26 protein-coding genes are annotated in these 25,516 nt (G+C 43.0%); 9 read left to right on the top strand and 17 right to left on the bottom strand.

The features are described 5' to 3' along the window. The 4 genes from MKO06_RS08895 to MKO06_RS08880 all read right to left on the bottom strand — a co-directional run bounded on the left by MKO06_RS08895 (position 1) and on the right by MKO06_RS08880 (position 4,638). The gene (locus tag MKO06_RS08895; RefSeq protein ID WP_241551831.1) at positions 1–900 is read right to left on the bottom strand and encodes an NAD(P)-dependent oxidoreductase; all 900 of its coding nucleotides are present in this window, start codon (positions 898–900) and stop codon (positions 1–3) included. A gap of 145 nt (positions 901–1,045) precedes the next feature. Next, positions 1,046–2,587 carry an acyl-CoA carboxylase subunit beta gene (locus MKO06_RS08890; protein ID WP_241551830.1) on the bottom strand — a complete coding sequence of 514 codons (1,542 nt, stop codon included), beginning with the start codon at positions 2,585–2,587 and terminating at the stop codon, positions 1,046–1,048. Between the two features lie 19 nt (positions 2,588–2,606). Beyond that, positions 2,607–4,049, bottom strand: a complete 1,443-nt coding sequence (accC, locus tag MKO06_RS08885; RefSeq protein WP_241551829.1) for an acetyl-CoA carboxylase biotin carboxylase subunit — start codon at positions 4,047–4,049, stop codon at positions 2,607–2,609. A gap of 103 nt (positions 4,050–4,152) precedes the next feature. Continuing rightward, positions 4,153–4,638: an acyl-CoA carboxylase biotin carboxyl carrier protein subunit gene (locus tag MKO06_RS08880; protein WP_241551828.1), complete on the bottom strand. Its 486-nt coding sequence runs from the start codon at positions 4,636–4,638 to the stop codon at positions 4,153–4,155. Positions 4,639–5,534: 896 nt separating this feature from the next. On the opposite strand from MKO06_RS08880, the gene MKO06_RS08875 reads away from it, so the two are divergent. Continuing rightward, entirely contained in the window at positions 5,535–5,834 is a 300-nt protein-coding gene (locus MKO06_RS08875) for a GIY-YIG nuclease family protein (RefSeq protein WP_241551827.1), read from the top strand. Positions 5,835–6,532: 698 nt separating this feature from the next. Continuing rightward, positions 6,533–6,832, top strand: coding sequence for a GIY-YIG nuclease family protein (locus MKO06_RS08870; protein WP_241551826.1), 300 nt, complete (start codon positions 6,533–6,535; stop codon positions 6,830–6,832). Between the two features lie 85 nt (positions 6,833–6,917). On the opposite strand, the gene MKO06_RS08865 is transcribed toward MKO06_RS08870, so the two are convergent. Both MKO06_RS08865 and MKO06_RS08860 read right to left on the bottom strand, forming a co-directional pair. Next, complete coding sequence (locus tag MKO06_RS08865) at positions 6,918–8,255, bottom strand: MBL fold metallo-hydrolase (protein WP_241551825.1); 1,338 nt, start codon at positions 8,253–8,255, stop codon at positions 6,918–6,920. An 11-nt stretch (positions 8,256–8,266) separates the two neighbouring features. After that, a complete protein-coding gene (locus MKO06_RS08860) occupies positions 8,267–9,163 on the bottom strand; it encodes a sterol desaturase family protein (RefSeq protein ID WP_241551824.1) in 897 nt (298 codons plus the stop codon). 172 nt (positions 9,164–9,335) lie between these two features. Between MKO06_RS08860 and MKO06_RS08855 the strand changes: the two genes are divergently transcribed. Continuing rightward, on the top strand, positions 9,336–10,334 hold the full coding sequence (locus tag MKO06_RS08855) for an aldo/keto reductase (RefSeq protein WP_241551823.1): 999 nt from the start codon (positions 9,336–9,338) through the stop codon (positions 10,332–10,334). Here the strand turns inward: MKO06_RS08855 and MKO06_RS08850 are convergent. The 4 genes from MKO06_RS08850 to MKO06_RS08835 all read right to left on the bottom strand — a co-directional run bounded on the left by MKO06_RS08850 (position 10,331) and on the right by MKO06_RS08835 (position 13,875). Then, positions 10,331–10,753: a hypothetical protein gene (locus MKO06_RS08850; protein ID WP_241551822.1), complete on the bottom strand. Its 423-nt coding sequence runs from the start codon at positions 10,751–10,753 to the stop codon at positions 10,331–10,333. The two genes, MKO06_RS08855 and MKO06_RS08850, sit on opposite strands and share 4 nt — an antisense overlap. A gap of 148 nt (positions 10,754–10,901) precedes the next feature. Then, a complete protein-coding gene (locus tag MKO06_RS08845) occupies positions 10,902–11,591 on the bottom strand; it encodes a nitroreductase family protein (protein ID WP_241551821.1) in 690 nt (229 codons plus the stop codon). A gap of 69 nt (positions 11,592–11,660) precedes the next feature. Then, a complete protein-coding gene (locus MKO06_RS08840; RefSeq protein WP_241551820.1) occupies positions 11,661–13,067 on the bottom strand; it encodes a coniferyl aldehyde dehydrogenase in 1,407 nt (468 codons plus the stop codon). Continuing rightward, on the bottom strand, positions 13,054–13,875 hold the full coding sequence (locus MKO06_RS08835) for an SDR family oxidoreductase (protein WP_241551819.1): 822 nt from the start codon (positions 13,873–13,875) through the stop codon (positions 13,054–13,056). Before MKO06_RS08835 ends, MKO06_RS08840 begins: the two co-directional genes overlap by 14 nt. Before the next feature lie 112 nt (positions 13,876–13,987). Between MKO06_RS08835 and MKO06_RS08830 the strand changes: the two genes are divergently transcribed. Continuing rightward, positions 13,988–14,224 carry a hypothetical protein gene (locus tag MKO06_RS08830; protein ID WP_241551818.1) on the top strand — a complete coding sequence of 79 codons (237 nt, stop codon included), beginning with the start codon at positions 13,988–13,990 and terminating at the stop codon, positions 14,222–14,224. A 238-nt stretch (positions 14,225–14,462) separates the two neighbouring features. Here the strand turns inward: MKO06_RS08830 and MKO06_RS08825 are convergent, their stop codons facing one another. The 7 genes from MKO06_RS08825 to MKO06_RS08795 form a co-directional block, all read right to left on the bottom strand. Further along, positions 14,463–15,077 carry a class I SAM-dependent methyltransferase gene (locus tag MKO06_RS08825; RefSeq protein ID WP_241551817.1) on the bottom strand — a complete coding sequence of 205 codons (615 nt, stop codon included), beginning with the start codon at positions 15,075–15,077 and terminating at the stop codon, positions 14,463–14,465. 12 nt (positions 15,078–15,089) lie between these two features. After that, complete coding sequence (locus MKO06_RS08820; protein ID WP_241551816.1) at positions 15,090–15,569, bottom strand: DUF2231 domain-containing protein; 480 nt, start codon at positions 15,567–15,569, stop codon at positions 15,090–15,092. A gap of 3 nt (positions 15,570–15,572) precedes the next feature. Then, a complete protein-coding gene (locus MKO06_RS08815; protein WP_241551815.1) occupies positions 15,573–15,887 on the bottom strand; it encodes a hypothetical protein in 315 nt (104 codons plus the stop codon). Between the two features lie 115 nt (positions 15,888–16,002). Beyond that, the gene (locus MKO06_RS08810; protein WP_241551814.1) at positions 16,003–17,025 is read right to left on the bottom strand and encodes a cytochrome d ubiquinol oxidase subunit II; all 1,023 of its coding nucleotides are present in this window, start codon (positions 17,023–17,025) and stop codon (positions 16,003–16,005) included. A gap of 3 nt (positions 17,026–17,028) precedes the next feature. Further along, positions 17,029–18,333: a cytochrome ubiquinol oxidase subunit I gene (locus tag MKO06_RS08805; RefSeq protein ID WP_241551813.1), complete on the bottom strand. Its 1,305-nt coding sequence runs from the start codon at positions 18,331–18,333 to the stop codon at positions 17,029–17,031. Positions 18,334–18,656: 323 nt separating this feature from the next. Further along, on the bottom strand, positions 18,657–19,454 hold the full coding sequence (locus MKO06_RS08800; RefSeq protein ID WP_241551812.1) for a sulfite exporter TauE/SafE family protein: 798 nt from the start codon (positions 19,452–19,454) through the stop codon (positions 18,657–18,659). Positions 19,455–19,522: 68 nt separating this feature from the next. Then, positions 19,523–20,155 carry a Crp/Fnr family transcriptional regulator gene (locus MKO06_RS08795; RefSeq protein WP_241551811.1) on the bottom strand — a complete coding sequence of 211 codons (633 nt, stop codon included), beginning with the start codon at positions 20,153–20,155 and terminating at the stop codon, positions 19,523–19,525. 629 nt (positions 20,156–20,784) lie between these two features. Between MKO06_RS08795 and MKO06_RS08790 the strand changes: the two genes are divergently transcribed. The 5 genes from MKO06_RS08790 (at position 20,785) to MKO06_RS08770 (ending at position 25,493) form a co-directional block, all read left to right on the top strand. Next, the gene (locus MKO06_RS08790; protein WP_241551810.1) at positions 20,785–22,170 is read left to right on the top strand and encodes an NAD-dependent succinate-semialdehyde dehydrogenase; all 1,386 of its coding nucleotides are present in this window, start codon (positions 20,785–20,787) and stop codon (positions 22,168–22,170) included. Positions 22,171–22,292: 122 nt separating this feature from the next. Next, the gene (gene xerA / locus MKO06_RS08785) at positions 22,293–23,450 is read left to right on the top strand and encodes a site-specific tyrosine recombinase/integron integrase (protein WP_241551809.1); all 1,158 of its coding nucleotides are present in this window, start codon (positions 22,293–22,295) and stop codon (positions 23,448–23,450) included. 102 nt (positions 23,451–23,552) lie between these two features. Next, the gene (locus MKO06_RS08780) at positions 23,553–23,942 is read left to right on the top strand and encodes an IS630 transposase-related protein (RefSeq protein WP_241551808.1); all 390 of its coding nucleotides are present in this window, start codon (positions 23,553–23,555) and stop codon (positions 23,940–23,942) included. Continuing rightward, a complete protein-coding gene (locus MKO06_RS08775; RefSeq protein ID WP_241551807.1) occupies positions 23,939–24,805 on the top strand; it encodes an IS3 family transposase in 867 nt (288 codons plus the stop codon). The genes MKO06_RS08780 and MKO06_RS08775 overlap by 4 nt, the downstream gene beginning before the upstream one ends. A gap of 130 nt (positions 24,806–24,935) precedes the next feature. Then, positions 24,936–25,493, top strand: coding sequence for a DMP19 family protein (locus MKO06_RS08770; protein WP_241551806.1), 558 nt, complete (start codon positions 24,936–24,938; stop codon positions 25,491–25,493). Positions 25,494–25,516: the final 23 nt, after the last annotated feature.

Below are 25,516 nucleotides of genomic sequence, written 5' to 3'. Positions count from 1 at the left end.
CTAATCGTTTTCCTTAAAATAGTCTGCAATGTTTTGTAGCACCTTTTGTGAAAGCCTTACAAGGGTTTGAGAGCTGTAACCAGCGCTTTTATCAAAGGCGATCACATTTTCCATCTTTTCAGTGTTTTCTGAAAGCTCCTTTTTTCCATCCCCATCGAAAATGGCATAATTATTTTCAGCTGATATCCATTCAGCAAAAGCTTTCTGGTCAAAAGGAAGGCCCAGTGACGTATTGATCAGGATCTTTCCATTCCCAAATTGGTCAAATTCACTGTTTCCCATGATCTCTGTATTTTTCGGAAGATGAAATGAGATCACTTCACAGGTTCCCAGGAGCTTCTCTAATGGCAGGTATTCGATCCCATCTTCCTTTTCTTCTTTACGAGTCCGGCTGAAGTAATAAAGTTCAGGCCCAAAAGGTTTCAGGCATTTAGCAAGCAACTGCCCGGTCACCCCAAAACCAATGATCCCGACTTTTAGATCGGTTAACTCTCGAGGCAGGTCTTTCCACTGTTTTCCCTTATAACCATTCAGCAGTTGAATAAGTTCAGAAATGATAAACTCAGCAACGCCGGGATCCCCGTAATCGAAAATACCTTTTACGACAATATTGCGTTCCCTGGCAAAATCCACCGCAACGTTAGCCGACTCGTCATCATAAAGGCTGCAGGCCATTCCAATATATTTCAGATTCCCGCAATTTTTAATGACCTCCTCTCCTATCTGGGTTCTCCAGGAAACAATGACCGCTTCGGCATCCCCTATCCGTTCGATCACCTCCTTTTCCGTTTCCGGATAATCATGGTAGACCTTAACCTCATCGGCATATTTTTCCAGATCGTTAATGCCCTCTTTATTCAGTTTGGTTTCATCTACGCAAACAATCCTGTTGAATTTCATAAAGGAGGTTTTTAATTAATATTCGTCATCCTGAACTCGTTTCAGGATCCATATAAAATGAGTTTCAATCTGAGATGCTGAAACAAGTTCAGCATGACAGCAATCAAAAACAAAAAAGGCCCGAATCTCTTCCGGCCTTTTCTAGTTATAATGGAATATTCCCGTGTTTCCTGTTTGGCCGCAAGACATGTTTATTCTCCAGGGCACTGAAAGCTTTTATAAGTTTTCGCCTGGTATCTCTTGGCATGATCACTTCGTCGATAAACCCACGCTGGGCCGCCTCGAACGGAGTGGCGAATTTCTCGGCATATTCGGCCTCTTTTTCGGCCAGTTTGTTTTGAGGGTCATCTGAAGCTGCGATCTCTTTTCGGAAAATGATCTCCGAAGCTCCCTTAGCCCCCATTACGGCAATTTCAGCAGTTGGCCAGGCAAAGTTAAGATCGGCTCCAATATGCTTGGAGTTCATTACATCATAGGCTCCACCATAGGCTTTTCGGGTAATTACCGTGACCTTTGGAACGGTAGCCTCGCTAAGCGCATAAAGTAGCTTCGCTCCGTGTAAAATGATCCCATTCCACTCCTGGTCGGTTCCGGGAAGGAAACCAGGTACATCCACGAGTACCAAAAGCGGAATATTAAAACAGTCGCAAAAACGGGTAAATCGCGCTGCTTTTTTAGAGGAATCCACATCTAAAACTCCAGCAAGGCTCATAGGCTGATTCGCGATCACGCCCACGCTCCTGCCTCCAATCCTCGAAAATCCTACGATGATATTATCGGCATAATCCTTATGGATCTCAAAGAACGAATCGTCATCGATGATACCTTTGATCACTTCATGCATATCATAAGGTTTGTTGGAACTATCCGGAACGATGCCTTCAAGAACCTCCCTATGCTCATCACCCAGCTCATAAGGCAGTTTTTCAGGCGCCGACTGATTATTCTGTGGCATATAACTGATCAATTGCTTGATCTTCTCCAGCGCGATAATATCATTGGCTGCCGTTAAATGAGTTACCCCGGATTTTGTGGAATGTGTACTGGCACCTCCCAGTTCTTCTGAAGTTACCGACTCATTGGTTACGGTTTTTACCACGTTAGGTCCTGTAACGAACATATAGGACGTATCCTCTACCATGATGGTAAAATCGGTCATCGCGGGAGAATAAACGGCTCCCCCGGCGCATGGTCCCATGATCGCCGAGATCTGCGGGATAACTCCTGATGATTTCACGTTCCTGTGAAAGATATCAGCATAACCTCCCAGGGAACGAACCCCTTCCTGGATACGGGCGCCACCAGAATCGTTCAAACCAATTACCGGCGCTCCTACCTTTACAGCCATGTCCATGATCTTACAGATCTTTTCGGCATGGGTTTCAGAAAGAGAACCTCCAAAAACGGTAAAATCCTGCGCGAACACGTAAACCAGTCGGCCATTGATGGTCCCGTAACCGGTGATCACCCCGTCACCGTAAAATTTCTGTTTTTCCATCCCGAAATCGGTGGTTCGGTGCGTGACCAGGATCCCGATCTCTTCAAAGGAATTTTCATCTAACAAGTATTCCACACGCTCACGGGCGGTTAATTTCTTCTTTTCGTGTTGCTTGGCTATGCGTTTTTCACCTCCACCCTTATGAGCTTCGGCTAACTTTTCTTTTAATTTATCTAGATTCTGACTCATTGTCTATGATTCTGAATGGTTAGTTTTGTGGAATTCTAAGCTGTTCCTTATCCTGAAGGTACTGTTTCAGGGCCATTAAAGCGGCCAGCCTTGCTTCCTCTTCGGTTTCCTCCTTTAAAGCCTCCGGCGAATAGTATTTCTTTACGAAATGAGTATCGAAATTTCCTGATCGAAAGGCCTCATGCTGAAATACGAACTTTCCGAAAGGCAAAGTGGTGCTCACCCCTTCCACGATATAATGATCGATGGCCTTGATCATCAACTGAATCGCCTCTTCCCGGGTTTTCCCGTAGGTAATGAGTTTCGAAAGCATGGGATCATAATAGATTGGCACATCCATTCCTTCCTCAAATCCATTATCAATCCTGATCCCTTCTCCTGAAGGCAATTCATATTTTTCCAGGTTTCCGGTGCTTGGCATGAAATCCTCTAGTGGATCTTCGGCGTACACTCGCAATTCCAGGGCATGACCTTTGATCTTAAGATCTTTTTGGCTCATCTGAAGTTCTTCACCCCTTGCGACCAGGATCTGCTGTTCTACCAGGTCGATCCCGGTAATCAATTCGGTTACCGGATGCTCTACCTGCAGCCTGGTGTTCATTTCGAGGAAATAGAAATTCCTGTTTTCGTCAAAAAGGAATTCCACGGTTCCGGCGCCAACATAATCACATGCCTGGGCTACTTTAACCGCTGCCTCGCCCATTTGATTCCTCAGGTTCTCATCGAGCACTACTGAAGGTGCTTCTTCCACTACTTTCTGGTGTCTTCGCTGTACGCTGCACTCCCTTTCAAAAAGGTGAAGGAAGTTGCCGTGAGTATCGGCTAAAACCTGTATTTCGATATGCCTTGGTGAGGCTACATATTTTTCAATAAAAACAGAACCATCCCCAAAGGCCGACTCGGCCTCACTGATGGCTCGTTTCATCTGGTCTTCCAGGTCCTTTTCCCTTTCCACGATTCGCATTCCCTTACCTCCACCACCGGCAGAAGCCTTTATCAGGATAGGATATCCTATCTCTTTCGCGATCTCCTTGGCCTTTTGGGTATCGGTGATCGCTTCATCGATCCCTGGTACCATAGGGATTTCATAGGCCTTTACCGCGTCTTTCGCGGCCAGCTTACTTCCCATGATCTTAATGGCCTTTGAACCCGGGCCTATCCAGGTGATGCCGTTTTTTTCAACCGCTTCGGCAAAACCTGCGTTTTCACTAAGGAATCCGTAGCCTGGGTGAATTCCGTCTACATTTAGCTTTTTAGCTACCTCGATTATTTTATCGCCTTTCAGGTAAGATTCGCTGGAAGCTGCACCGCCTATGCAAACCGCCTCATCAGCAAATTTCACATGAGGTGCATTCCTGTCGGCAGTTGAATATACAGCCACGGTATCGATCCCCATCCTTTTGATGGTCTTCATCACACGCAGTGCGATCTCACCCCGGTTGGCTACTAATATTTTTTTCATATACTTTCTTTAAATGACCTCTAGACTCTTGTCGAGGTTACTTGCATTAATAAAGTAATTCGTACTTCTAATTTCGTCCTTCTAACTTCGTAATTCGCCTGGTTTACTCCATTTCAATGAGCAACTGGTTCTTCTCTACGGTATCCTTTTTTTCTACGCTAACCGACTTTACCACTCCGTCCCGTGGCGCGGTTAAGGTGTTTTCCATTTTCATGGCCTCCAGGACAAGCAGGTAATCGCCTTCTTTCACCTCGTCGCCTTCCTTGACGTTCACTTCCAGGATAAGACCGGGCATTGGAGCCTTGATGTCATTCACCTGCTGCGAACTACCAAGAGAAAGTCCCATTTCGCTGATTAGCTGGTCCAGTTCATTGTTGATCTTTACCGAATACAGGTTCGAATTGATCTTGATCTCGTAATTTCGTTTCAGGAATTCCGGCTTAAAGATCTCGGCCGTAAATGATCGATGTTCTTTTAGGAGGTGGTATTTGTTTTTTGAGACCTTCTGGGTGTCCAGAGCTTCGATCTCTTCACGGGTAAATTCGAATTCGAAATTCCCGTTCACTTTTACCTTGTATTTATTATCCATAAATCGCTTTATGTGTTGGTTTTTATATACAGAAGCGTAAATATAGAAAATTTAAGAGGTATGAAGTGTTGTGGAAATCTCAAAATATGGGGCAGTTTCCTATAATTTCTGCATAAACTGGATCGAAATGAGATACCTGGTTTTTGATTTTGCAGGAATTTTAGGTCTCGAATCTGATCGACCTGACATTACAATTTAGGTCATTCCGAAGGAGAGAAGCGACTGAGGAATCTATTTTCGATAGGTCTCGACTACGCTCGACCTGACAATGGTTTGTCATCAACTTTACAACTAAGCTAGATTGCAAGATATAAGGTCTCGACTCCCTACCAACTGGCAGGCAGGCGTTCGGCTTGACAATCCAATTTAGGTCATTCCGAAGGAGTGGAACGACTGAGGCAATCTCTATGAATCATGACTCAACTTGAAAAGAGATCGCTTCGCTGCGCTCGACCTGACACTAAAAAAAGCAACCTTATTTAGGTCATTCCGAAGGAGAGAAGCGACTGAGGAATCTATTTTCAATAGGTCTCGACTCCGCTCGACCTGTCACGACAAAAAGCAACCTTATTTAGGTCATTGCGAAGGAGTGAAGCGACTGAGGAATCTATTTTCGATAGGTCTCGACTCCCTACCAACTGGCAGGCAGGCGCTCGACCTGACATTGCTAAAACCAACCTTATTTAGGTCATTGCGAAGGAGTAAAACGACTGAAGCAATCTCGATAAAACCTGAACCTTCTTTTGGAGAGATCGCTTCGCTGCGCTCGCGATGACTTCTAAGAGTCATTGCGAAGGAATGAAGTGACTGAAGCAGTCTCTATTAATCTGAAATCAACTAAAAGAGTATCTCTTCGCTACGCTAGCGATAATACTCAAATTAATTAAATTTATAATATGCCTAATTCTTTTGTCTATATTCTAAGTAGCAGAAATAATTCAGTTTTATATACTGGGGTTACTTCTAACCTTTTAAAGAGACTTATCGAGCATAAAACAAAATTTTATCCAAATAGCTTTACAGCTAGATACAATTGCAGCAAACTGGTTTACTTCCTGGAATTCCAAAATATAAAGGATGCTATATCATTTGAAAAGAAAATAAAAGCTGGGAACAGAAGAAATAAGGAAAAATTGATCCAAAGCCTCAATCCAGATTGGAAAGATCTTTCAGAAGGCTTGATTATGAAACCATAGAGATCGCTTCGCTGCGCTCGCGATGACTTCTAATAGTCATTGCGAAGGAGTAAAACGACTGAAGCAATCTCTATAAAACCTCAATCTGTTTTTGAAGAGATCGCTTCGCTGCGCTCGCGATGACTTCCTAAGTTTATTACATAGGTCTCGACTCCGCTCGACCTGACACAAACAAATCCTTTCTTTGGTCATTGCGAAGGAGTGGAGCGACTGAGGAATCTATTTTCGATAGGTCTCGACTCCGCTCGACCTGACAATCCAATTTAGGTCATTGCGAAGGAGTAAAACGACTGAAGCAATCTCTATAAAACCTGAATCTACTTTTGAAGAGATCGCTTCGCTGCGCTCGCAATGACTGCTGAGAGTCATTGCGAAGGAGTAAAACGACTGAAGCAATCTCTATGAATCATGACTCAACTTGAAAAAAGATCGCTTCGCTGCGCTCGCGATGACTGCTGAGAGTCATTGCGAAGGAGTGGAACGACTGAAGCAATCTCTATAAAACCTGAACCTTCTTTTGGAGAGATCGCTTCGCTATGCTCGCGATGACCTGCTATCTTGCTTTGTGGTTCAATTCATCTAACTATGTCACTGCGAAGGATGAAGTGACTGAAGCAGTCTCTATGAATCTGAAATCAACTAAAAGAGTATCTCTTCGCTACGCTAGCGATAATACTCAAATTAATTAAATTTATAATATGCCTAATTCTTTTGTCTATATTCTAAGTAGCAGAAATAATTCAGTTCTATATACTGGGGTTACTTCTAACCTTTCAAAGAGACTTATCGAGCATAAAACAAAATTTTATCCAAATAGCTTTACAGCTAGATACATTTGCAGCAAACTGGTTTACTTCCTGGAATTCCAAAATATAAAGGATGCTATATCATTTGAAAAGAAAATAAAAGCTGGGAACAGAAGGAATAAGGAAAAATTGATCCAAAGCCTCAATCCAGATTGGAAAGATCTTTCAGAAGGCTGGATAATGAAACCATAGAGATCGCTTCGCTGCGCTCGCGATGACATAAAAAACCCGGGTCATCAGCCCGGGTCTCATTCATCAATCATTTATAAACATCAACCTATTTGAACTCCTTTATCGCTTCACTAAGGTCATAAACCTTGGTAGATTCGAATAATCTATCCAAGATACTGCTTCCGGCTGCCGACCTGTATCCGCCTGCACAATGAACCACTACGGGTTTATGCGATGGGATCTCGGTGCTTTCTTCCCGAAGCTCGTTCAACGGCACAGCAATGGCCTCCTCGAAGATCTTGCCTTCGGCTAGCTCAGAATTGTTCCTGATATCTACTATGGTATAACTATCCCTGTTCTTTTTAAAATCTTCCAGGTCAAATTCAGCAGATTTCGCCTGAACCTCTTTGCCCAGTGTGATTACTGCTTTTACCTGTTTTTCATAGCCTATCTTGGCGGTGCGCTCCAAAAGTTCCTCCAGTTTATCAACGCTATCCAGCACCAGGTAGAAATCCTCTTCAGGTTTAACGATGGCGCCAAGCCAGGTCTCGTATTTGTCATCTTCAGACCGTGCCATGATATTGATCGAATTGGGAAGATGTGCCTTTTTGAATTTAGACTCGTCACGGGTATCCACCACCAGCACATCCTTATCCACTTTATCAACATTCAGCATAAGCTTGTTGGCCCATTTGGCCCTTTGTACATTTTCAGGACCGGTCTTATTGATATCTACATTGAATCCAAAATAAGAAGGAATAAACGGCTGATCTTTCAGGATCTCTTCTATGAATTCCTCTTCGGTTTGATCTTTAAAGGCCCAGTTGCCCTGGCGTTCGTTACCCAGTGTACTTGAAGAAGCATCACTCATATTCTTTCCGCATAATGATCCGGCGCCGTGAGCGGGATAAACCAGTGCATCATCTGGAAGATCAGTAAACTTATTTTGAATGGTGTGATACATTTGTTTGGCCAGGTCTTTCCTTTTGGCTTTCATATTCCCGGCTTTCTCCCGAAGATCGGGCCTTCCCACATCCCCTATAAAAAGCGTGTCACCTGTGAAAAGGGCTGTTTTTTCATCATCTTTTGCGATAACCGTAATACTATCAGGTGAATGACCTGGCGTGTTGAGAGCTTTGAATTCCACTTGTCCGATCTTAAGGGAATTTCCCTCATCAAAGGCTTTATGTGGATAATCGGCTCCAACTTTATCACTTGTGTATATGGTCGCCCCGGTTTCTTCATGTATCTGCATATGACTGCTCACAAAATCGGCATGAGGATGTGTTTCGAAAACCGCAACGATCTTCGCCTCCTGTTCTTCAGCATACAAGTAATATTGCATCGGGTTTCTCGCTGGATCCACAAGCGCCATTTTACCATCGCTAACAATAGCGTAGGAATAATGTGCTAAAGGACCGTCCTTGAATTGTTTTATCGTCATTTCTCTATGTTTTAAGTTTTACTTGCTTTCAGTTTATTTTCCTTTCGGAAGGGATACAGTGTTTGATTCTTAAAGTCTTCGGGGAAATTTTCATCTCCGCTAAAGCCTAATTCTATCTGCCTTCCGCTCTTTGGAATATAAGCCGTTCCGAACAAATAATCCCAGATGCTCAGGCTCAGGCCGAAATTCATTCCGTAGGGATGATCTTTAGGCAGATCTTTAGAATGGTGCCAGATGTGCATCTTCGGATTATTAAAAATATATCCCAGCGGGCCATAGCTCCAGCCCAGGTTCGCATGATTGAGATGCCCAACCAGCACCGCGAACATATGAACCACGAAGAATTCCTTTATTCCGAAGCCAATCATCGCCAATGGAATATACTGCACCGTTTTGTAAATAATGGTCTCCATAAAATGAAACCTGAACTGGGCAGCAAATCCCATTTCCTTTACGCTATGATGGATCTTATGGAACTGCCATAACCAGGCTCTTTTGTGCAATTGCCGGTGAACGTTCCACTGGATGAAATCGGCGATCACGAACATGATCAATAACTGGCTCCATACCGGCAACTGGTCTATACGAATGGCCACGATATTCTCGATCCCGAAAAGGGCAAGAAAATCATTGAACAGTTCCACCCCAATATTGCTCAGGGCATTATACCCAATGAGCGAAAAAAGGAAAAAATTGAACAGAATATAAAAAGAATCCAGCCAGAATCCCTTTCGGAAAACCTTCTGATCCTTTCTCCAGGGAATGATGACCTCCAGGAGCCAAACCAGAATTGACAATCCAATAAGCCAGTAAAAGTAACTGGTCCAGGATGGATTGGTGATTTCATTAACCAGGTAATTGAAATACCCGGTAAATGAATTCTGTATGATCTCTAAATACTTGTTCAAGGCTTTTTTAATTTTCGTTTACAAAAATAGGATTTTAAGACAGAGCAGGAAGTAACCTTTGTTACAGAGCTTTTTGATAAGCTTAACGCCTTAAGAATTCAATTGTTAGAATGAGTTAAAAATTCCGTGTTCCGCTGGCATCTTTTTATTTTTAGATTGAAAAAGTTGAATTATGAGCAGAGATATTTTAAAACATAAGATAGGCCTGGGAGGTGTGGCCATAGGAAATGGATTTAAGGTAATGAGCGATGCTCAGGCCCACCAAACTTTGGAAGCGGCCTGGAACGCTGGCATCCGATATTATGACACCTCACCCTGGTATGGCCATGGCCTAAGCGAGCGCCGATTCGGCCACTTTTTACATAACCAGAAAAAAGAAGATTATATTTTGAGCACCAAGGTTGGAAGGCTTTTCTGGGCTACTAAAAATGTTCCCAAAACTATGTGGAAGGAGCCTTCGCCTTTTGATTATAAATATGATTATTCGGCTGAAGCGGTGCGAAGGTCGGTAGAAGACAGCCTGCAGAGACTGGGCGTGGAAAGCATCGATTTTGCCTTTATCCATGATCTTTCTCCAGATCATAACGATGAGTATAAAGACGGAACTACCTGGCTGGACCATTTCGAGGTGGCCCGGAAAGGTGCGATGCCTGAACTAACAAAAATGCGTGAAGAAGGCCTGATTAAAGGCTGGGGACTGGGTGTAAACACCATAGAGCCGATCCTGAAGACACTAGAGGAAACCGATGCCGATCCGGATATTTTCCTGTCGGCCATTCAATATTCCATCGTAGATCATAAGGATTCAATAGATAGACTATTCCCGACAATTGATAAACATAATGTCGCCCTTATCACCGCAGCTCCCTTTAATGCAGGATTGCTTTCAGGGCAGGACCGTTATAACTATGGTGGTGAAATGCCGGATGAAAAAGTCAAAAAACTGAACGGCATCAAGAAGATCGCAGAAAAGCATGAAGTAGATCTAAGTACGGCTTCACTACAGTTTTCTCATGCTCCCAAAGTAGTGAATACCGTTCTTGCCGGGGCCAGTAAACCGGAACAGGTTCAGGAAAATGCTAAAGCATTTGATATACAGATCCCTTCAAAATTCTGGAAAGATCTAAAAAAGGAAGGATTAATAGACGAAAGAGCCGAGGTTCCCGGTTAATCGAAATCGGGTAATTCTTTTAAAGTCAGATACTGGTGCCTTCCGAAGCTTATATAAAAAAACCAATACCCAAATAGCATCATCATTAAAGTACCAAGAAATAAGCTATTGATACCATATTTCAGGTAAATAATAAAGTATAGTGAGCATATAACCATGGTAACCGGGAAAAGATAAGTTGACCACATAAAGCCTGTGATCTCTACATTTTTAAGTTCCCCTTCCTTGAGATTTATATATAAGGGTTTACTCCCACACCAGCCCATTTTGGCGATCAGCTGGTACTCTCCTTCGGGAACTTCAAAAGAAAGGATCTGGTTATGTTTTATCCTGCTGAATTGAACCCCGTTCAGGTAGAGATCAAAAGTTCTCATTTTGTTGGCCCACTCGGTATTTCGTCTGATCAGCAATTTAGGCATCCCGATAAATTATGCTTTTGTGTAACATTTGTTACAAAACTATTTTGGCTAAGTATCTACTTTTGAGCGCACTAAGAAATTAGTGATTTTCATAATTTGATCAAAGTTTTGATCACAGCCGGTTCTGCCCTACACAGAACTGGCTTTTTTATTTATAGAATTCACTTATTTCATCAAGACTTTTTCTGTCCAGATCTGGTACCATAGCATCCTGGGCCGCATAACCAACCGGAAGCAACAGGTAGGCACGCTCATTCCTGGGACGGTTTAAGATATTGGCCAGGAAATTCATGGGACTTGGTGTATGCGTGAGGGTGACCAGGCCTGCCTGGTGAATGGCCGTTATGAGCATTCCGCAGGCGATCCCAACCGATTCGTTCACATAATAATTAGTGTGTTTCTCCTCGTTCTCATCCAACCCGTAAACCTCCTTAAACACAACGATAAGCCAGGGTGCGATCTCCAGGAATTCCTTATTGGCATCGGTTGCGAGGGGAGCCAGATCCTCTAACCAGCGATCGCTCATTCTCCCGCTGTAATTCTCCTTTTCTTCGGCTTCTGCTGCCAGTCTTATCTGGGATTTTAGTTGCGGATTAGATATTGCGCAAAATTTCCAGGGTTGCTTATGAGCTCCGGAAGGAGCAGTTCCGGCGGTCTTTAAAAGGTTCTGAATAATTTCTTCGGAAACTTCCCTGTTCGAAAACTCCCTAACCGACCGCCGGGAGTTCATTTCCCTGTAAAATTCTTCAGATAGTCTTTGCATTTCGGCTGCAGATACCTGCTTTGAATCATAGGCTAAATGACGGAAACCGTTAATAAATTTTTCCCTGGTGGACATGGCTGGTTGTTTCCTTCAAATTTAAAAAACAGAATCGAGAACTTAACAGTCCAAGACTCCGGAAAATGATCAGACCCTGGATAGTTTCCCCATGAAATGAATCAATTTCTGTTTAAAACCTGTGAATGGCGGATGCAGCATATCTGAAGCGGCAAGCGATCTCTGGTGCATAACGGCTCTTTTCTTGGAAAAGGTCTGGAAACCATCAAAACCATGGTAATGCCCCATCCCGCTATTTCCAACTCCACCAAATGGCAGGTTGTGCTGGGCAAGGTGGAAGATCGTATCGTTGATACAAACCCCGCCTGAAAGTGTATGTTTAAGCAAATGATCGATACGCTTGCGGTTAGAGTCGAAATAATAAAGGGCCAAAGGTTTAGGGTGTTCGTTTACATACCCGATCGCCTGTTCAACATCGGGCCGGTTCACAACTGGCAATAAAGGCCCGAAGATCTCTTCCTGCATGATCTTCATTTCATCGCTAACATCGAACAGCAATTTCGGACTCATCTTTTTGTGTGAACTTACCTCTTCTTCTGAAAGCTCAACTATCCTAGCGCCCTTTTGCCTGGCATCTTCAAGCAGTGAATGCAAGCGGTCATAATGACCCTGGTTGATGATACAGCTGTACTGGTTGTTTTCTGAAAGATCGGGATAAGCCGAACCTACCTTTTCCCTGGCTGCTTTTTCAAATTCAGAATTGAGCGAAGCAGGCATGATCACATAATCGGTAGCGACACAGGTTTGTCCGCTATTCAGCAGTTTTCCAGCCATGATCCGGCTTACCGCTTTTTTGATATCGTATTTTTCATGGATAATGGCCGGAGATTTCCCGCCGAGCTCGAGGGTAACCGGTGTAAGATTAGATGCCGCGGCCGCCATTACTTTTTTCCCAATATTGGTAGACCCGGTAAAGAAAAGGTGATCCCAGGGCATCGAAGAAAAATCCTGGGCCAGACCGGCATTTCCGGTAACACAATGGATATATTCTATTGGAAATGTTTCATTGATCATTTCCCGAATCACTTCTGCCGATCGGGGAGCAATCTCTGAAGGTTTTAATACCGCATGATTTCCGGCGGCGATCGCATCTACCAGTGGACTTAAGGTTAGCAAAACCTGGTAGTTCCAGGCTCCCATGATGCCAACCGATCCCAATGGCTGGAATTGATAATACGCACTACTGGGCAATAAGAACCAGGATGAAGAAACCTTTTGCCTTCTCATCCAGGTTTTCAGGTTGCTCATCGCGTGCCGGATCTGGTCATGCAGCGGGAAGATCTCCAGCACCAGGGTCTCTTCCTCGGCCCGAAGGCCAAAGTCGGCAGAAACGGCACTGACCAGGTTATCTTTGTATTTTTCAACGGCATCGGCCAGGCTCTTCAGGCTTTCCATTCGTTTTTTGTAATCTGGAGGAGCCGCCTTAAAAGATGCCTTTTGTTCTTCCAGTATTTTCTTCAGTTCATGTTTGTTCATTTTGCCTTCCTTTAAAATGGTCCATAGAATGATGTATCCCGAAAACTCTTCCAACTATAACATCCAGCCAGCGTTTGGGTAGTATTCCCTTGAGAAAAGGCAGGGTATAGACGATACCAGGCATTCGCAGGATGATGCGATCGCGTTCAATGGCCTTCATGATCTTTTTAACCGCTTTTTCAGGATTCAGGATAGGAATGATAGGCGATCTTACCCCTTCAAACATCCCGGTATCGATATAATAGGGAGTTACCGTAAGCACCTGAACACCGGTCTTTTTTCTTTCCATCTCCAGCCGAAGTGAATCAGACCAGCCGGTCATCGCCCATTTACTGGCACAATAAACGCTCATCCCGGGATTGGATAGCATACTTGCCGCCGAGGAGATATTCACGATATGGCCTCTGCCCCTGTTCACCATGCCCGGCAGCAATTTCAGGCATAATTTCATGGGGGCGATGGAATTCACCTGCATGTCTCTTTCGATATCGGTAGCGGTATGCTGTAAAAAATCCTTCCCGGTGACCACTCCTGCATTATTGATCAGGATGTCTACCTCCCAACCTTTTTCCGTTATTTTCTGAATTGCCCCCTCAACCTCTTTTTCCAAGGTAATATCTACCGGCAAACATAGCAATTGATCCTCCCGCACTTCTAATTTCCCCTTTGCTGAATGTAAAGCCTGTTCATCCCTGTCTAATAACACGAGGTTTTTAGCGCCCTTTTGAATGCTTTGGATGGCCAATAACAAACCGATACCAGAGGCTCCGCCCGTGATCAATACGGTGCTGTTCCTGAATTTTGTCAAAATAAGAATACTAGTTATCCCTTAAAAATAGGTTTTTAAACCCAGACTGCTTAAATCAAAAACAGGGAATCATTAGATCCTTATTCGTATTCTTGATGAAAAGCTGATTGCGATGGATCTACAAACAAGAAAAATAGAATTTGTTCAGGAGTTTTTAAAGCTTCAAAGCGAAGAGGCTGTTATACGGCTTGAAAAGGTTTTAGAAGAAGAATTATCCTCTCATTCTGAAACTCCTTCTATATCTGCCGAAAATCTAAATAAAAGAATAGATCATTCGATGAAGGATTCCGAAGCTGGGAGATTGACAGAAAACGAAGACCTAATTTCAGAAATAAAAAATTGGCGCTAAAGATCTTCTGGACGGATTTTGCGAAGAAGGAACTGCGGGAAAACTTCAACTATTTAAAGCAAAATACAACACTGAAAATTCCTCGAAAAGAAACTCAAAAAATTATCCAGGCAACTGAGAGATTAAAGCAATAACCGGAACCGTGGATATTTTTGATACTCAGCAAAATCCCTTAAAAATTAGCAGATCGAAGTAACTATTTCCAAGTCTAACGATCATAATCCTAATTCTGAATTCATTATTTCTTCCTGAAGAGTCCAAAACTGAAGTTCTGGGTAGCATCCCAGGGAGTTGAATGGTCCATGTTCTGAAGGCTGATCACTTCAAAATCAGACTCCAGCATTTCTTTAAGGTCTTCAGTGGAATATTGCCTGATCTCGATGCCGCTGCATTTGGTAGGTCCCTTATCAGAAAAAGTAGCCAGGATGAGATATCCACCCGGTTTGAGGTAAGAATTCAGTTTTTCCAGGTATTTTTCAACCTGTTCATCTTCTGTTAGGAAATGAAAAGCAGCCCGGTCATGCCAAAGGTCAAATTTTTCTTCGGTTTCAAAAGTGGTAACATCACTCTCGATCCATTTCACCTCATCGGCTTTTGATCCCAATCTATGCTGAGCTTTTTCTATAGCGATACCTGAAATGTCCAGCACATTGAGACTCTTATAATTCAGCTTCAGCAGGTTATCAACCAGGAAAGAATCACCTCCACCAATGTCGATGATATTCGCATTTTTGGATAATGCGAGGGATTCGATCAGGTTCAGGGATGACTCCGGCCTAGACTGGTACCAGCTGGTCTCTTCGAATTCCTTTTTTCCGTAGATATCGTTCCAGTGTGACTTTAGATCTTTCATTTCAATCAAATTTTAGAAGCCGGCACAGTCTCCAGAAGGGACATTAACTCCGGCGGCCTGTTCATAGACCAATTCGGCACCCAAGTGGCCTACGTAAACCAGGATTCCGCTGCCGGTAAGCATGACCAGCACAACAAGTATTCGCAGGATCTTTCCGGAGAGCAGATCGAACCTGTTAATAAGGTCCAGCAACAGTGACCCGCTGAAAAACCATGCAGTAAGATACGCATTATTTTCATGGGTTTTTAACACGGTTGGATCGCAAATTTGGCGGGAGACGATGCCATCGGCGAGGTTGCCGGTATAGATCGCAATCCATATCCCCACAACTCCGAGAGCCAAAAGCAGGCTACCTCCCTGTCGCCAGGTTGGGGTTGGAATCCAGATGCCTACCAGTTTAAAAAGACTGGCGACAAGTAATAAGGTTATTGGAAAATGAACGGACAGAGGATGATAAACCTCTGTCCGTATAAATTCTGGTAATTCGATCATTAGTTACTCCATGATCTTCACAGAGATAGGATCCAGTCTTTTTCCAACTTTCTCTACCTCTACCTCTACTTTCTGTCCTTCTTCCAGTTCAGAAAAATCAACCTCGCTACCATTACGGGTAAGGCTGGTAGTTTCAGTGAAATATAGTTCCAGCGTTTTGTTATCGTCTGTACTTACGTAGATCTCTGTCTTTTCAGGTTCTACTTCCTTAATAGTTCCCTGGTAAGTTCCAGATTCCACTACATCGGTGCTTTCGCCACAGGCTACAAAAAGCATGATAGCACTTACGAAAAGGCCTTTCAAAATTGAAGATTTCATAATGTTTGTTATTTAGTTACGTTTTTCAGCCGACCAAATTACCTAAAATAGGCAGTACTCCCAAGCTGTTAGTGACTTTTACCATTAATTTAGGATAAGTATTTAAGTATCAGTCTTATTTCCTGATTCGAATATTGATCATATTAAAAGATTTCATCAAGTGATAGAGTCCCGGCAGGATGATGGCTCCTCCAATTATCAATGAGATCGCCAAAACCTTGATCACGGGCTCTGGCGCCGTGCCCTCCAGCAAATTCAATTCCCCATTCGAGGTAATGATCAAATTGGGAAAATGGGCATGCACCGCGGCAAAGATAACCAGCAAAATCTGTATCCCTGCCAGCACACGAGTTAAAATACTATGTTCCCTGCGAATGCTTCGCCATAAAAAGATGAGCAAAATAGCTGAAAGACCTATGGCCGCTAATGATATCCAGTTCTGTAGAAAATCCATCACGAAAACCATCCTGGTCAAATACCCATATAAAAGCACACAGCCCCCAACAATGACCAGCACCACGGTATAAAAGGCCGATTTTCTGCTATAGATCTTCCTGGGTTCATCTGCGGTTTCCCCAATCAATAAGGTAGCTGCAAGAAATGCGCATAATGCCGCATAAAACAGCCCGGTTAGAATCGCGAACGGATTTAACCAGGGATCTATAAAAATATCCTTAAAACCAACGGATGCATAATCTTCGGTAAGCAGTATCTCCCCTGAAATAAGGGCTCCAAAACTCATTCCCAGGAAAACAGGAGTGATAAAACTGGAAATCCGGAACACCCGGTTATACCATACCTGGGAGGCATCCACCACCGCGTCATAATGCCTGAACACGAATGCCACTCCCCTGAATGTGATTCCCAGCAATACCAGCGTAAGCGGGATATGCAGGTGAATAATGATGACATTGAAATAGGCCGGGAAGGCGATCCACAGAATGACAATAAGAATGATCAACCAGATGTGATTGGCTTCCCAAACAGGTCCCATCACGTTATAGATGGTTTCACGATTGAGGTCCCTGTCTTTTTTAGACGAGAACAATTCCACGATCCCGGCTCCGAAATCGGCTCCACCGAGAAACACATAAAGGAACAGGGAAAAGAAGGTGAAGAACAGGACTATATACAGCATGGCTTAATCTTTAGATTCGTTTAAAACTTTGATCTGCCTGGCCATCAACCAGCTCACGGTAAGACCTAAGGAAAGATAGACCAGCAAATACATGAAAAAACTATATTTAAGCCCGGGCATGGGTGTCACTGCTTCAGAAGTTCTCATTACCTGGTAGACGATCCATGGCTGGCGGCCTACTTCGGTCACCACCCACCCAGCTTCCAGTGCGATAAACCCGAGCGGGGTGAGCAGGGCAAAGAACCACCAGAATTTCCGGTTGTTGAACCAGCTCTTTTTCTTTTTTAAGGCAACAAAATATATAAGAGCGGCCAGCATCAGCAAGGTTCCAATGCCTACCATCACCTGGAAGGCATAATGAACGATGGCTACCGGTGGCAATTCATCTTCTGGAAATTCATTAAGTCCTTTCACTTCAGCATCAAAATCCCCAAAAGCCAGAAAAGACAGGGCATTTGGAATCTCTATCTTGTGGGAGACCTCTTTTTTCTCTTCATCAACCAGCCCACCGATAAAAAGCGGAGCGCCCTTTTCGGTCTCAAAATGCGCTTCCATGGCCGCGAGTTTAACCGGCTGTCTTTCGGCTACATCCTTGGCGGAAAGATCCCCGCTAATAGGTTGAAGCAGGGCAGCGACACCTCCAAAAACGATAGCGATCTTGAAGGCCTTTTTATGAAGTTCTGGCTGTTTATTTCGAAGGATCTGAATGGCATGAATACCTGCCACCGCGAAACCGGTCGCAGCAAAAGCAGCCAGGGTCATATGCAATGCCTGGGTAAACCAGGCCTCGTTAAGAAACGCTGCTACGGGATCTATATTCACGAATTCCCCGTTCACGACTTCAAAACCTGCCGGTGCGTTCATCCACGCATTCGCCGAAACTACAAGAATTCCCGAAGCGACTCCGGAAATCCCAATGATGATACCCGTGATCCAGTGAAAGGTTTCGGGCAACTTCTTCCAGCCATACAGGTAAAAACCAAGGGCGATGGCTTCCACGAAGAAAGCAGCGCCTTCCAGTGAAAAGGGCATCCCAATCACAGGGCCGGCATGTTTCATAAATTCCGGCCAGAGCATTCCCAGTTCAAAGGAAAGAGCGGTACCAGAAACGGCACCGGTCACAAAGAATATAGCCACTCCTTTTAACCAGGCCTTGGTAAGTTTAAGGTAAATTGGATTGCGGGTATTGAGCCATTTGCGGTGTGCCACGACCATAAAGAATGGCATTACCATCCCGATACAGGCAAAAATGATGTGAAATCCAAGGGTAAATGCCATTTGAAGTCTGGCGTAATCAAGGTTTTCCATTTACGGAATTTTGGGGTTGGTGAACAACCTGTTTTGGATGCTAAATTTACGGAATTTAGCACAGGAGACCTTAGGCTACGGCAGTGAATTTTCTGAAAGAATCATTAAAAAATCCGGATAGATGGAAAGCCAAACCATTCTAAAGAAACCTTGTGAAACAAGTATCTCCTGGTCTCCTTTCAGGAAGTCTTACACGTTTTGTTTTCCCCCCGTTTAAAAACCAGAATTGCGATCCAAATACCCGGACAAAAAAATTCGGAAGATATTTTAGCCTTTACAACTCCAACACCTTCCGAATCAGCTTTTTAATTTACGAAAAAAATCTATAACTCTTTCCAGATAATGTAAATTCCCATGATCAGGACGAAATATCCGAATGCTTTCTTCAGTTTTTGTCCGTTGATGAAATTATTCAAAAATACTCCCAGCCAGATTCCTCCAACTGACAAACCTGAGAAAATGAGTAGGAAAACCCAGTCTATCTCCATATTCTGAACATCCCCAATAAAACCGATCAGGGATTTGATGGCAATAATAAGTAAGGAAGTGGCAACGGCCTTTTTCATGGGGAGCTTGGCAAGCAGGACCAGCGCGGGAATAATGAGGAAACCTCCTCCAGCACCAACTATCCCGGTTAGCACTCCTACCACCAGACCCTCAATGATAATAAGCGGGTAATTATATTTTACTTCGGCTTCAGGCAGGTTGGTTCCATTATTCCGTCCCATGATCATGGAGATCGAAGCGATGATCATGATGATCGCAAAGAACAGCATGATCCCAATATCCTTTGTAAGTGTAAAGCCAGAGATGGTAAAGATCTCATCCGGGATCGCGGGAACCATATACTTCCGGGTAAGATAAACGGCCAAAAAAGCCGGGATGGCAAACACGATAGCCGTTCTAAAATCGATCAATTTCTTCGGAATATTCCGCAGCGCGCCCACCAGGGATGAAGTCCCAACCACGAAAAGTGAATATGCGGTGGCCGTTACCGGGTTTATCGCCAATAAATAAACCAGCACCGGTACGGTTAGGATAGAGCCTCCCCCGCCAATTAAACCCAAAACCACACCAATTAGCAATCCTCCAACGTAACCTAATATTTCCAGTAATTCCATTTCTTAAATTTATTCAGGGCAAAAGTATGGCCAGAACAGGGCTTACACAGTAACAAGTGTTACAGTACCTAAAGATCGATCACTTTAATCTGGTTACGCTGCAGGGAAATACGGCCATCCAGCTCCAGTTTTTTGAGCAACCTTGAGATCACGACCCTGGAGGTATGAAGGTCGTAGGCTATTTGCTGGTGGGTACTTTGAATGTTCTCATCGCCATTGATCTTAGCCTTGTCACGAAGGTACCGCATAAGGCGCTGATCCATATTCAAAAAGGCCAGGGCGTCTATGGTTTCCAGCATTTCGGAAAGCCTGGAGTGATAGGACTCAAAAACGAAATTACGCCAGGATTTATATTTTCCGGTCCATTCTTCCATTTTGGAAATAGGCACCATTACGAAGGTCGTATCACTTTCAGCCACCGCCCTGATCTCGCTTCGGGTTTGTCCCAGGCAGCAATTAAGGGTCATGGCACAGGTGTCACCTCGCTCGAGGAAATAGAGCAAAAGTTCATCGCCATCATCATCTTCCCGGAGAATCTTGATAGCCCCGCTAATTAGCAAAGGCATACCGGTAACATAATCCCCTATTTCGATGATCTTTTCACCGGCAGAAACCTTTTTCAGGGTGCCGGTACTGGCGATCTCATCGATTAGTTCTTTTTCGAAAAGGAAGCCGAAAGCTTCTTGTAATTCCGAGAGCATTCTTTTAAGTTTTATGGACTAAAATTATAAAGAATAAACAAGAACTAATCCCAGCGGAATGCTAGGGTTTAGGTTAGGAGTTGTCTTTTTTTTATGATTTCGGGTTCAAGGTTTAAGGTTCAAGGTTGGGAATTGGGAGTTGTCTGTTTTACAATTCCGGGTTCAAGGTTTAAGGTTCAAGGTTGGGAATTGGGGAGTTTGGAGTTCGGGGTTGTCTGTCTTAAAATTCCAGGTTCAAGGTTTAAGGTTCAAAATTTAGGAGTTGGGGGGTGTCTGTTTTTATGAATTCGGGTTCAAGGTTTAAGATTCAAGATTGGTAATTGGGAGTTTGGATTTCGGGGTTGTCTGTTGTCTGTTGTCTATTGTCTTTTGTCTTTTGATATTATCTATAATCTATTGTCTAATTTTATATTAAGCCTTCAGGTTACTTCTTAATACTATTATCACTATAAAATACCCACTGAATACTCATTACTAAATACTGATTACTCAATACTCAATACTAGTTTAGGAAAACTTTAATTCCGCAAGGCTTTTTCAGGCCATTGTTTAACAGCTTCTTATTACAGAATAGCTGCCGTAGTGGATATATTTAGTTCAGAAAAAAATTGCGAACTAAAATTTAAATTATGTCTGATCAAAAAGAATTAAAAACCTATAATCCGGCTACCGGAAAGGAGCTAAAAACCTACCACTTCATGAGTGACCAGGAAATGAACGATGCCGTACAGGCCTGTCATGATGCTTTCCTGGAATGGAAATCAAAGCCCGCTAAGGATCGTGCAGCGGTGATCAAAAAAATAGGCGAAAAACTAACCGAGCGTAAGGATGAATTTGTTGAGTTGATGACCCGGGAGATGGGAAAACTCCTGAAGCAGGGTCACCAGGAGATCGAGCTTTGTTCGGCCATTTGCGAATATACAGCCATGAACGGTCCTGAATCGCTGCAGGACGAAGAGCGCGAGTTACCGGAGGGCGGTAAGGGTTATATCACCTACTCTCCTATTGGAGTTATTTACGGAATCCAGCCCTGGAACTTTCCGTGTTACCAGGCCTTGCGCTATTCTATCGCTAATTTGATGGCGGGGAACGGAGTACTCTTAAAACATGCTGAAAGTGTTACCGGCAGTGCCCTACTCTTGCAGGAGATCTACGAGGAAGCCGGGCTTCCGAAGAATTTATTTAAAGTTCTAAGGATTTCGCATGAGCAGAGCAATCATGTGATCAAAAATGACCTTGTGCGAGGAGTAACCTTAACCGGAAGTTCTGAAGCAGGGAAAAAGATCGCGAAAATGGCCGGAGAGGAACTCAAGAAAACCGTACTCGAGTTAGGTAGTAACGACGCCTATATCGTACTGGAAGATGCCGATCTTGACCTGGCGGTAGAAACCTGCGTACAGGGAAGGATCTATAATAATGGAGAAACCTGCGTGGCCGCCAAGCGATTTATAGTGGTTGACGAGGTTTATGAAAAGTTCAAAGAGTCATTTGTGAAGCAAATTTCCAAGGTAAAAGCCGGGGATCCTACCAGGGAAGACAGCGATATTGGCCCTATGGCGCGCGAAGACCTGAGGGACCAGCTGCACGAGCAGGTAGAGGAAAGTGTGAAAAAAGGCGCTAAAATATTATGTGGCGGCAAAAAGCCAGATGGTGAAGGTTATTTTTATCCCGCCACTGTGCTGGCGGATCTAAAGCCTGGAATGCCGGCTTATGACGATGAGCTTTTTGGACCGGTAGCTTCCCTGATCAAGGCCAAAGATGCTGAAGATGCGATGAGAATAGCCAATAGCAGCCGGTTTGGCCTTGGCGGTGGTATCTTCAGCAAAAATGAGAAGAAAGCTCACGAACTGGCAAAATATCATTTTGATACCGGGATGGTCTTTATCAATTCCTTCGGACTTGCCAAACCTAACATGCCTTTTGGCGGCGTGAAAGATTCCGGTTATGGAAGAGAACACGGCGGATTTGGTTTACACGAATTTGTAAATACCAAGGCGGTGATGCTGCCAGAATAGAATATTTATTCTGAAATTTTCAACCGGGACTAATGTCCCGGTTTTTTTTGATCATTTTTTCACAAAAAAACAAACCTAAGAGTCTGTTTTTCAACTATTTTTACACATCTATTCTGTTGATTATGAAAAAGGTGACGCTGTTCTTTTTTGAACACCGGGACGGGCTCAAGGTGGGCCTGGACTTCAAGTATGATTTACCGCTGAAGGAATTTCTGAAGCAGTTCCCGGGCCTGCGCTGGACAAAGACCTTCGCATGTTTTTATATCAATTCCAACCGGGAGCAACTTGATGCACTTATCAGGCACCTGGAAAAAGGCGGTGTAAAATATGATGATTCGCTGCTGGATTATTCAGAATTAGCAGAAAAGGCACTTCCTGCACAACCGCTGAATTCAAGGTTACAGGGATTTGAGCGATACCTAAAGGGGCTAAGGTTCAGCAAAAGTACGGTTAAGACCTATCTTAATTTTGTGAAAAAATTCCTGGAAATGTATCCCGAAGTGACCACCTATACCGAGAATGACCTTGCTCGCTTTATCGAGGAGCAGGTCGCCTCCAGGAAATACGCGATAAGCTCCCACCGGCAATGTATTAGTGCTTTAAAGCATTATTTTGAATTCTCCGGGCTTGCCCTCTTTGATATGGACAAGCTAAAGAGACCTAAAAAGAGCAGTTTTCTCCCAACGGTTCTCAGCAAAGAAGAGGTTCTGGACCTTTTACGGCTCACCCGGAACCTTAAGCATCGCTGTGCCCTGGCGATGGTCTATTCTTCTGGACTTCGGATTGGAGAATTGCTGAACCTGGAGCTTAGGGACATCGATATAGATCGGCGGCAAATATTCATAAGACAGTCTAAAGGCAGGAAAGACCGTTATGTGATGCTGGCCGAAAGTTTTTTACCCTTATTATATAATTATCTGCAAACATATATGCCGAAGCGTTATTTCCTGGAAGGCTTTAGCGGAAAACAATATACGGCCTCGGCAGTTAGAAGCTTTTTAAAGGATGCCTGCAAGCGGGCGAACATCAAAAAGAAGGTTTCACCACACACGCTACGGCACAGTTTTGCCACTCATATGCTGGAGAACGGGACCGACTTGCGATATATACAAACCTTGCTGGGTCATGCCAAGCCGGAGACCACGATGATCTATACCCATGTGGCGCAGCAGGATGTGGTAAAGATACAGAGCCCACTGGATGCGAGCATCAAGGAATTATTGGAGCGTGGGGATAAGCGCGAGGCAAACCTGCGTTTATCCCAAAACTTTCTCGGATAAATAACTATATTGCTGCGGATATAACGAGTTAGCCACAATGTCAATAGATGTACTTTCCTGAAATAGGTTGACTAAAAATTAAACCTTTTAGCACTATACCTAATGAAAGAACAAAATCAACACTGTCGAAAAACTTCCTACAAAAAAGTAGGTTATGATCTTAAGCTGGTTATCATCGATCAAATCCAAAATGCACAGATCTCGATCAATCATGCTTCCGATAAGTATCAGGTTTCAAGAGCTTCCATCTATTACTGGTTGAAAAAATACAGTACTTTAGAACAAAAGAAACAAGGGATGAGCAAGAAAGATGAAATCAAGAAACTAAAAGAAAAGATTGAGGAACTGGAGTTTGTAAAAGACTTCCAACAAGACATTATTGCTGACATGGAACTTATTACGGGGGTTGATATGTCAAAAAAGTCATTGCCCAAAACATTAGCAGACGAGATCGAAAAAAAGAAGCAAAACCGTTTAAAAGAAAATGGTTGATCCAATGTTTTGGGGTTTCTAAACAAGCTTTCTATAAGCGGTTAAAATCTCATCAGAAAAGGCAATGTCAACAACAGATTATCATTCGCCTCATCAAAGAGTATCGCAGACAATACGGACTGCGCACCGGTGGAATTAAACTATATCAGGAATTAAAGGCTGATATGAAAAGACTCGGTATTAAAATAGGAAGAGATAAATTCTATCGTATAATGCGAATGAATAACCTGCTCGTTCCTAAATTAAAGCGGTTCCATATCACAACCGATTCAAAACATCGATTCTTTAAATACAAAAACCTGGTAAAAGATAAAGTTCCCACCAGACCGGAACAACTTTGGGTAAGCGATATTACCTATATCAAAACGCAGAACGGACACAGTTATCTGGCATTAGTCACAGACACCTATTCCAAGCAAATTATGGGGTATAAACTGGCAAGCCATATGAAGACATCACTGTGCATCGATGCCCTTAGAATGGCCATTAAAAATAGAAAATACAAGAATCAGAAACTCATCCATCATTCAGATCGTGGAATTCAGTATTGCAATCCTCAATATACCAGCTTTGCTGAGGAACATGGAATACAAATGAGCATGACCGAGAAGTACGATCCCTACGAGAACGCCGTGGCTGAGAGAATCAACAGAACCCTCAAATATGAATATGATTTAATACGAACTATAAAAAATACTAACTTAGCCAGGAAGATGGTCAAACGGGCTGTGGAGATTTACAACAACAAAAGACCCCATTTTAGTCTCAAACTGAACACCCCTAACTTTGTGCATATGAATAGAAATGTAGACTATCATTCCTACAAAAGGGACAAACAAAATTTAGAATTATTGACCATTTAAACTGTCGAAAATTGAATCAAAAATGGTCAACCTATTTCAGTATAATACAAGAAAGTCCTGAGATTAAAAAGTAAAAATTCAGATTCTAACGTATCCTCAATTTTAGTAAATTTCTCAAAACTTACATCATATGACAAAAGAAGAAATGGATGATCTACTAGATTCATCGTTTGAGAAATGGAATAATCGTATAATACATGAAAAAATAACTTTAGACATTCTAGATTCAATTCCAGACTCAGAATTAGAACAAGCTATATTTGATAATATATGTTTAGCTTTTAATGAAGACTTTGCTAATGAATTTGAAGTTATCCAAAATATGAATATTGGAAAACAAGCTTTTTATTCAACTTGGATTCTGGAAGGAGAGGTAAATAATGGTGGATTTAATCAATTCTATTTCAATTCAAGTGGCGAATTTGCTGAAATGGCAGAAATAGGATTTTCGGTTATTGGAGCACATAAATATGCACAATTAGCTAAAGAAGCGAACAAAACTTTAAGAGATAATTTTGAGTGGCTTTCAAAATTTGATGATGGAACTCTTGATAGCTTTCAAGAATCTTACAAAGACAATCCTCTGAATGAAATCGATGATAGGTTTTATGAATTGGAGGAGAAAGAAAGAATTAGCGATTTAAGAATTAAATATATCAGGAACAATAGAAAACAATTTATTAACTAGACACTGTGGCTAACAAAGAACTA

Origin of the sequence: Christiangramia oceanisediminis, from assembly GCF_022570735.2 — a bacterium.
GTDB lineage: Bacteria > Bacteroidota > Bacteroidia > Flavobacteriales > Flavobacteriaceae > Christiangramia > Christiangramia oceanisediminis.
The sequence above is the reverse complement of the archived record's forward strand: the minus strand, read 5'-3'. Positions and strand labels throughout refer to the sequence as shown.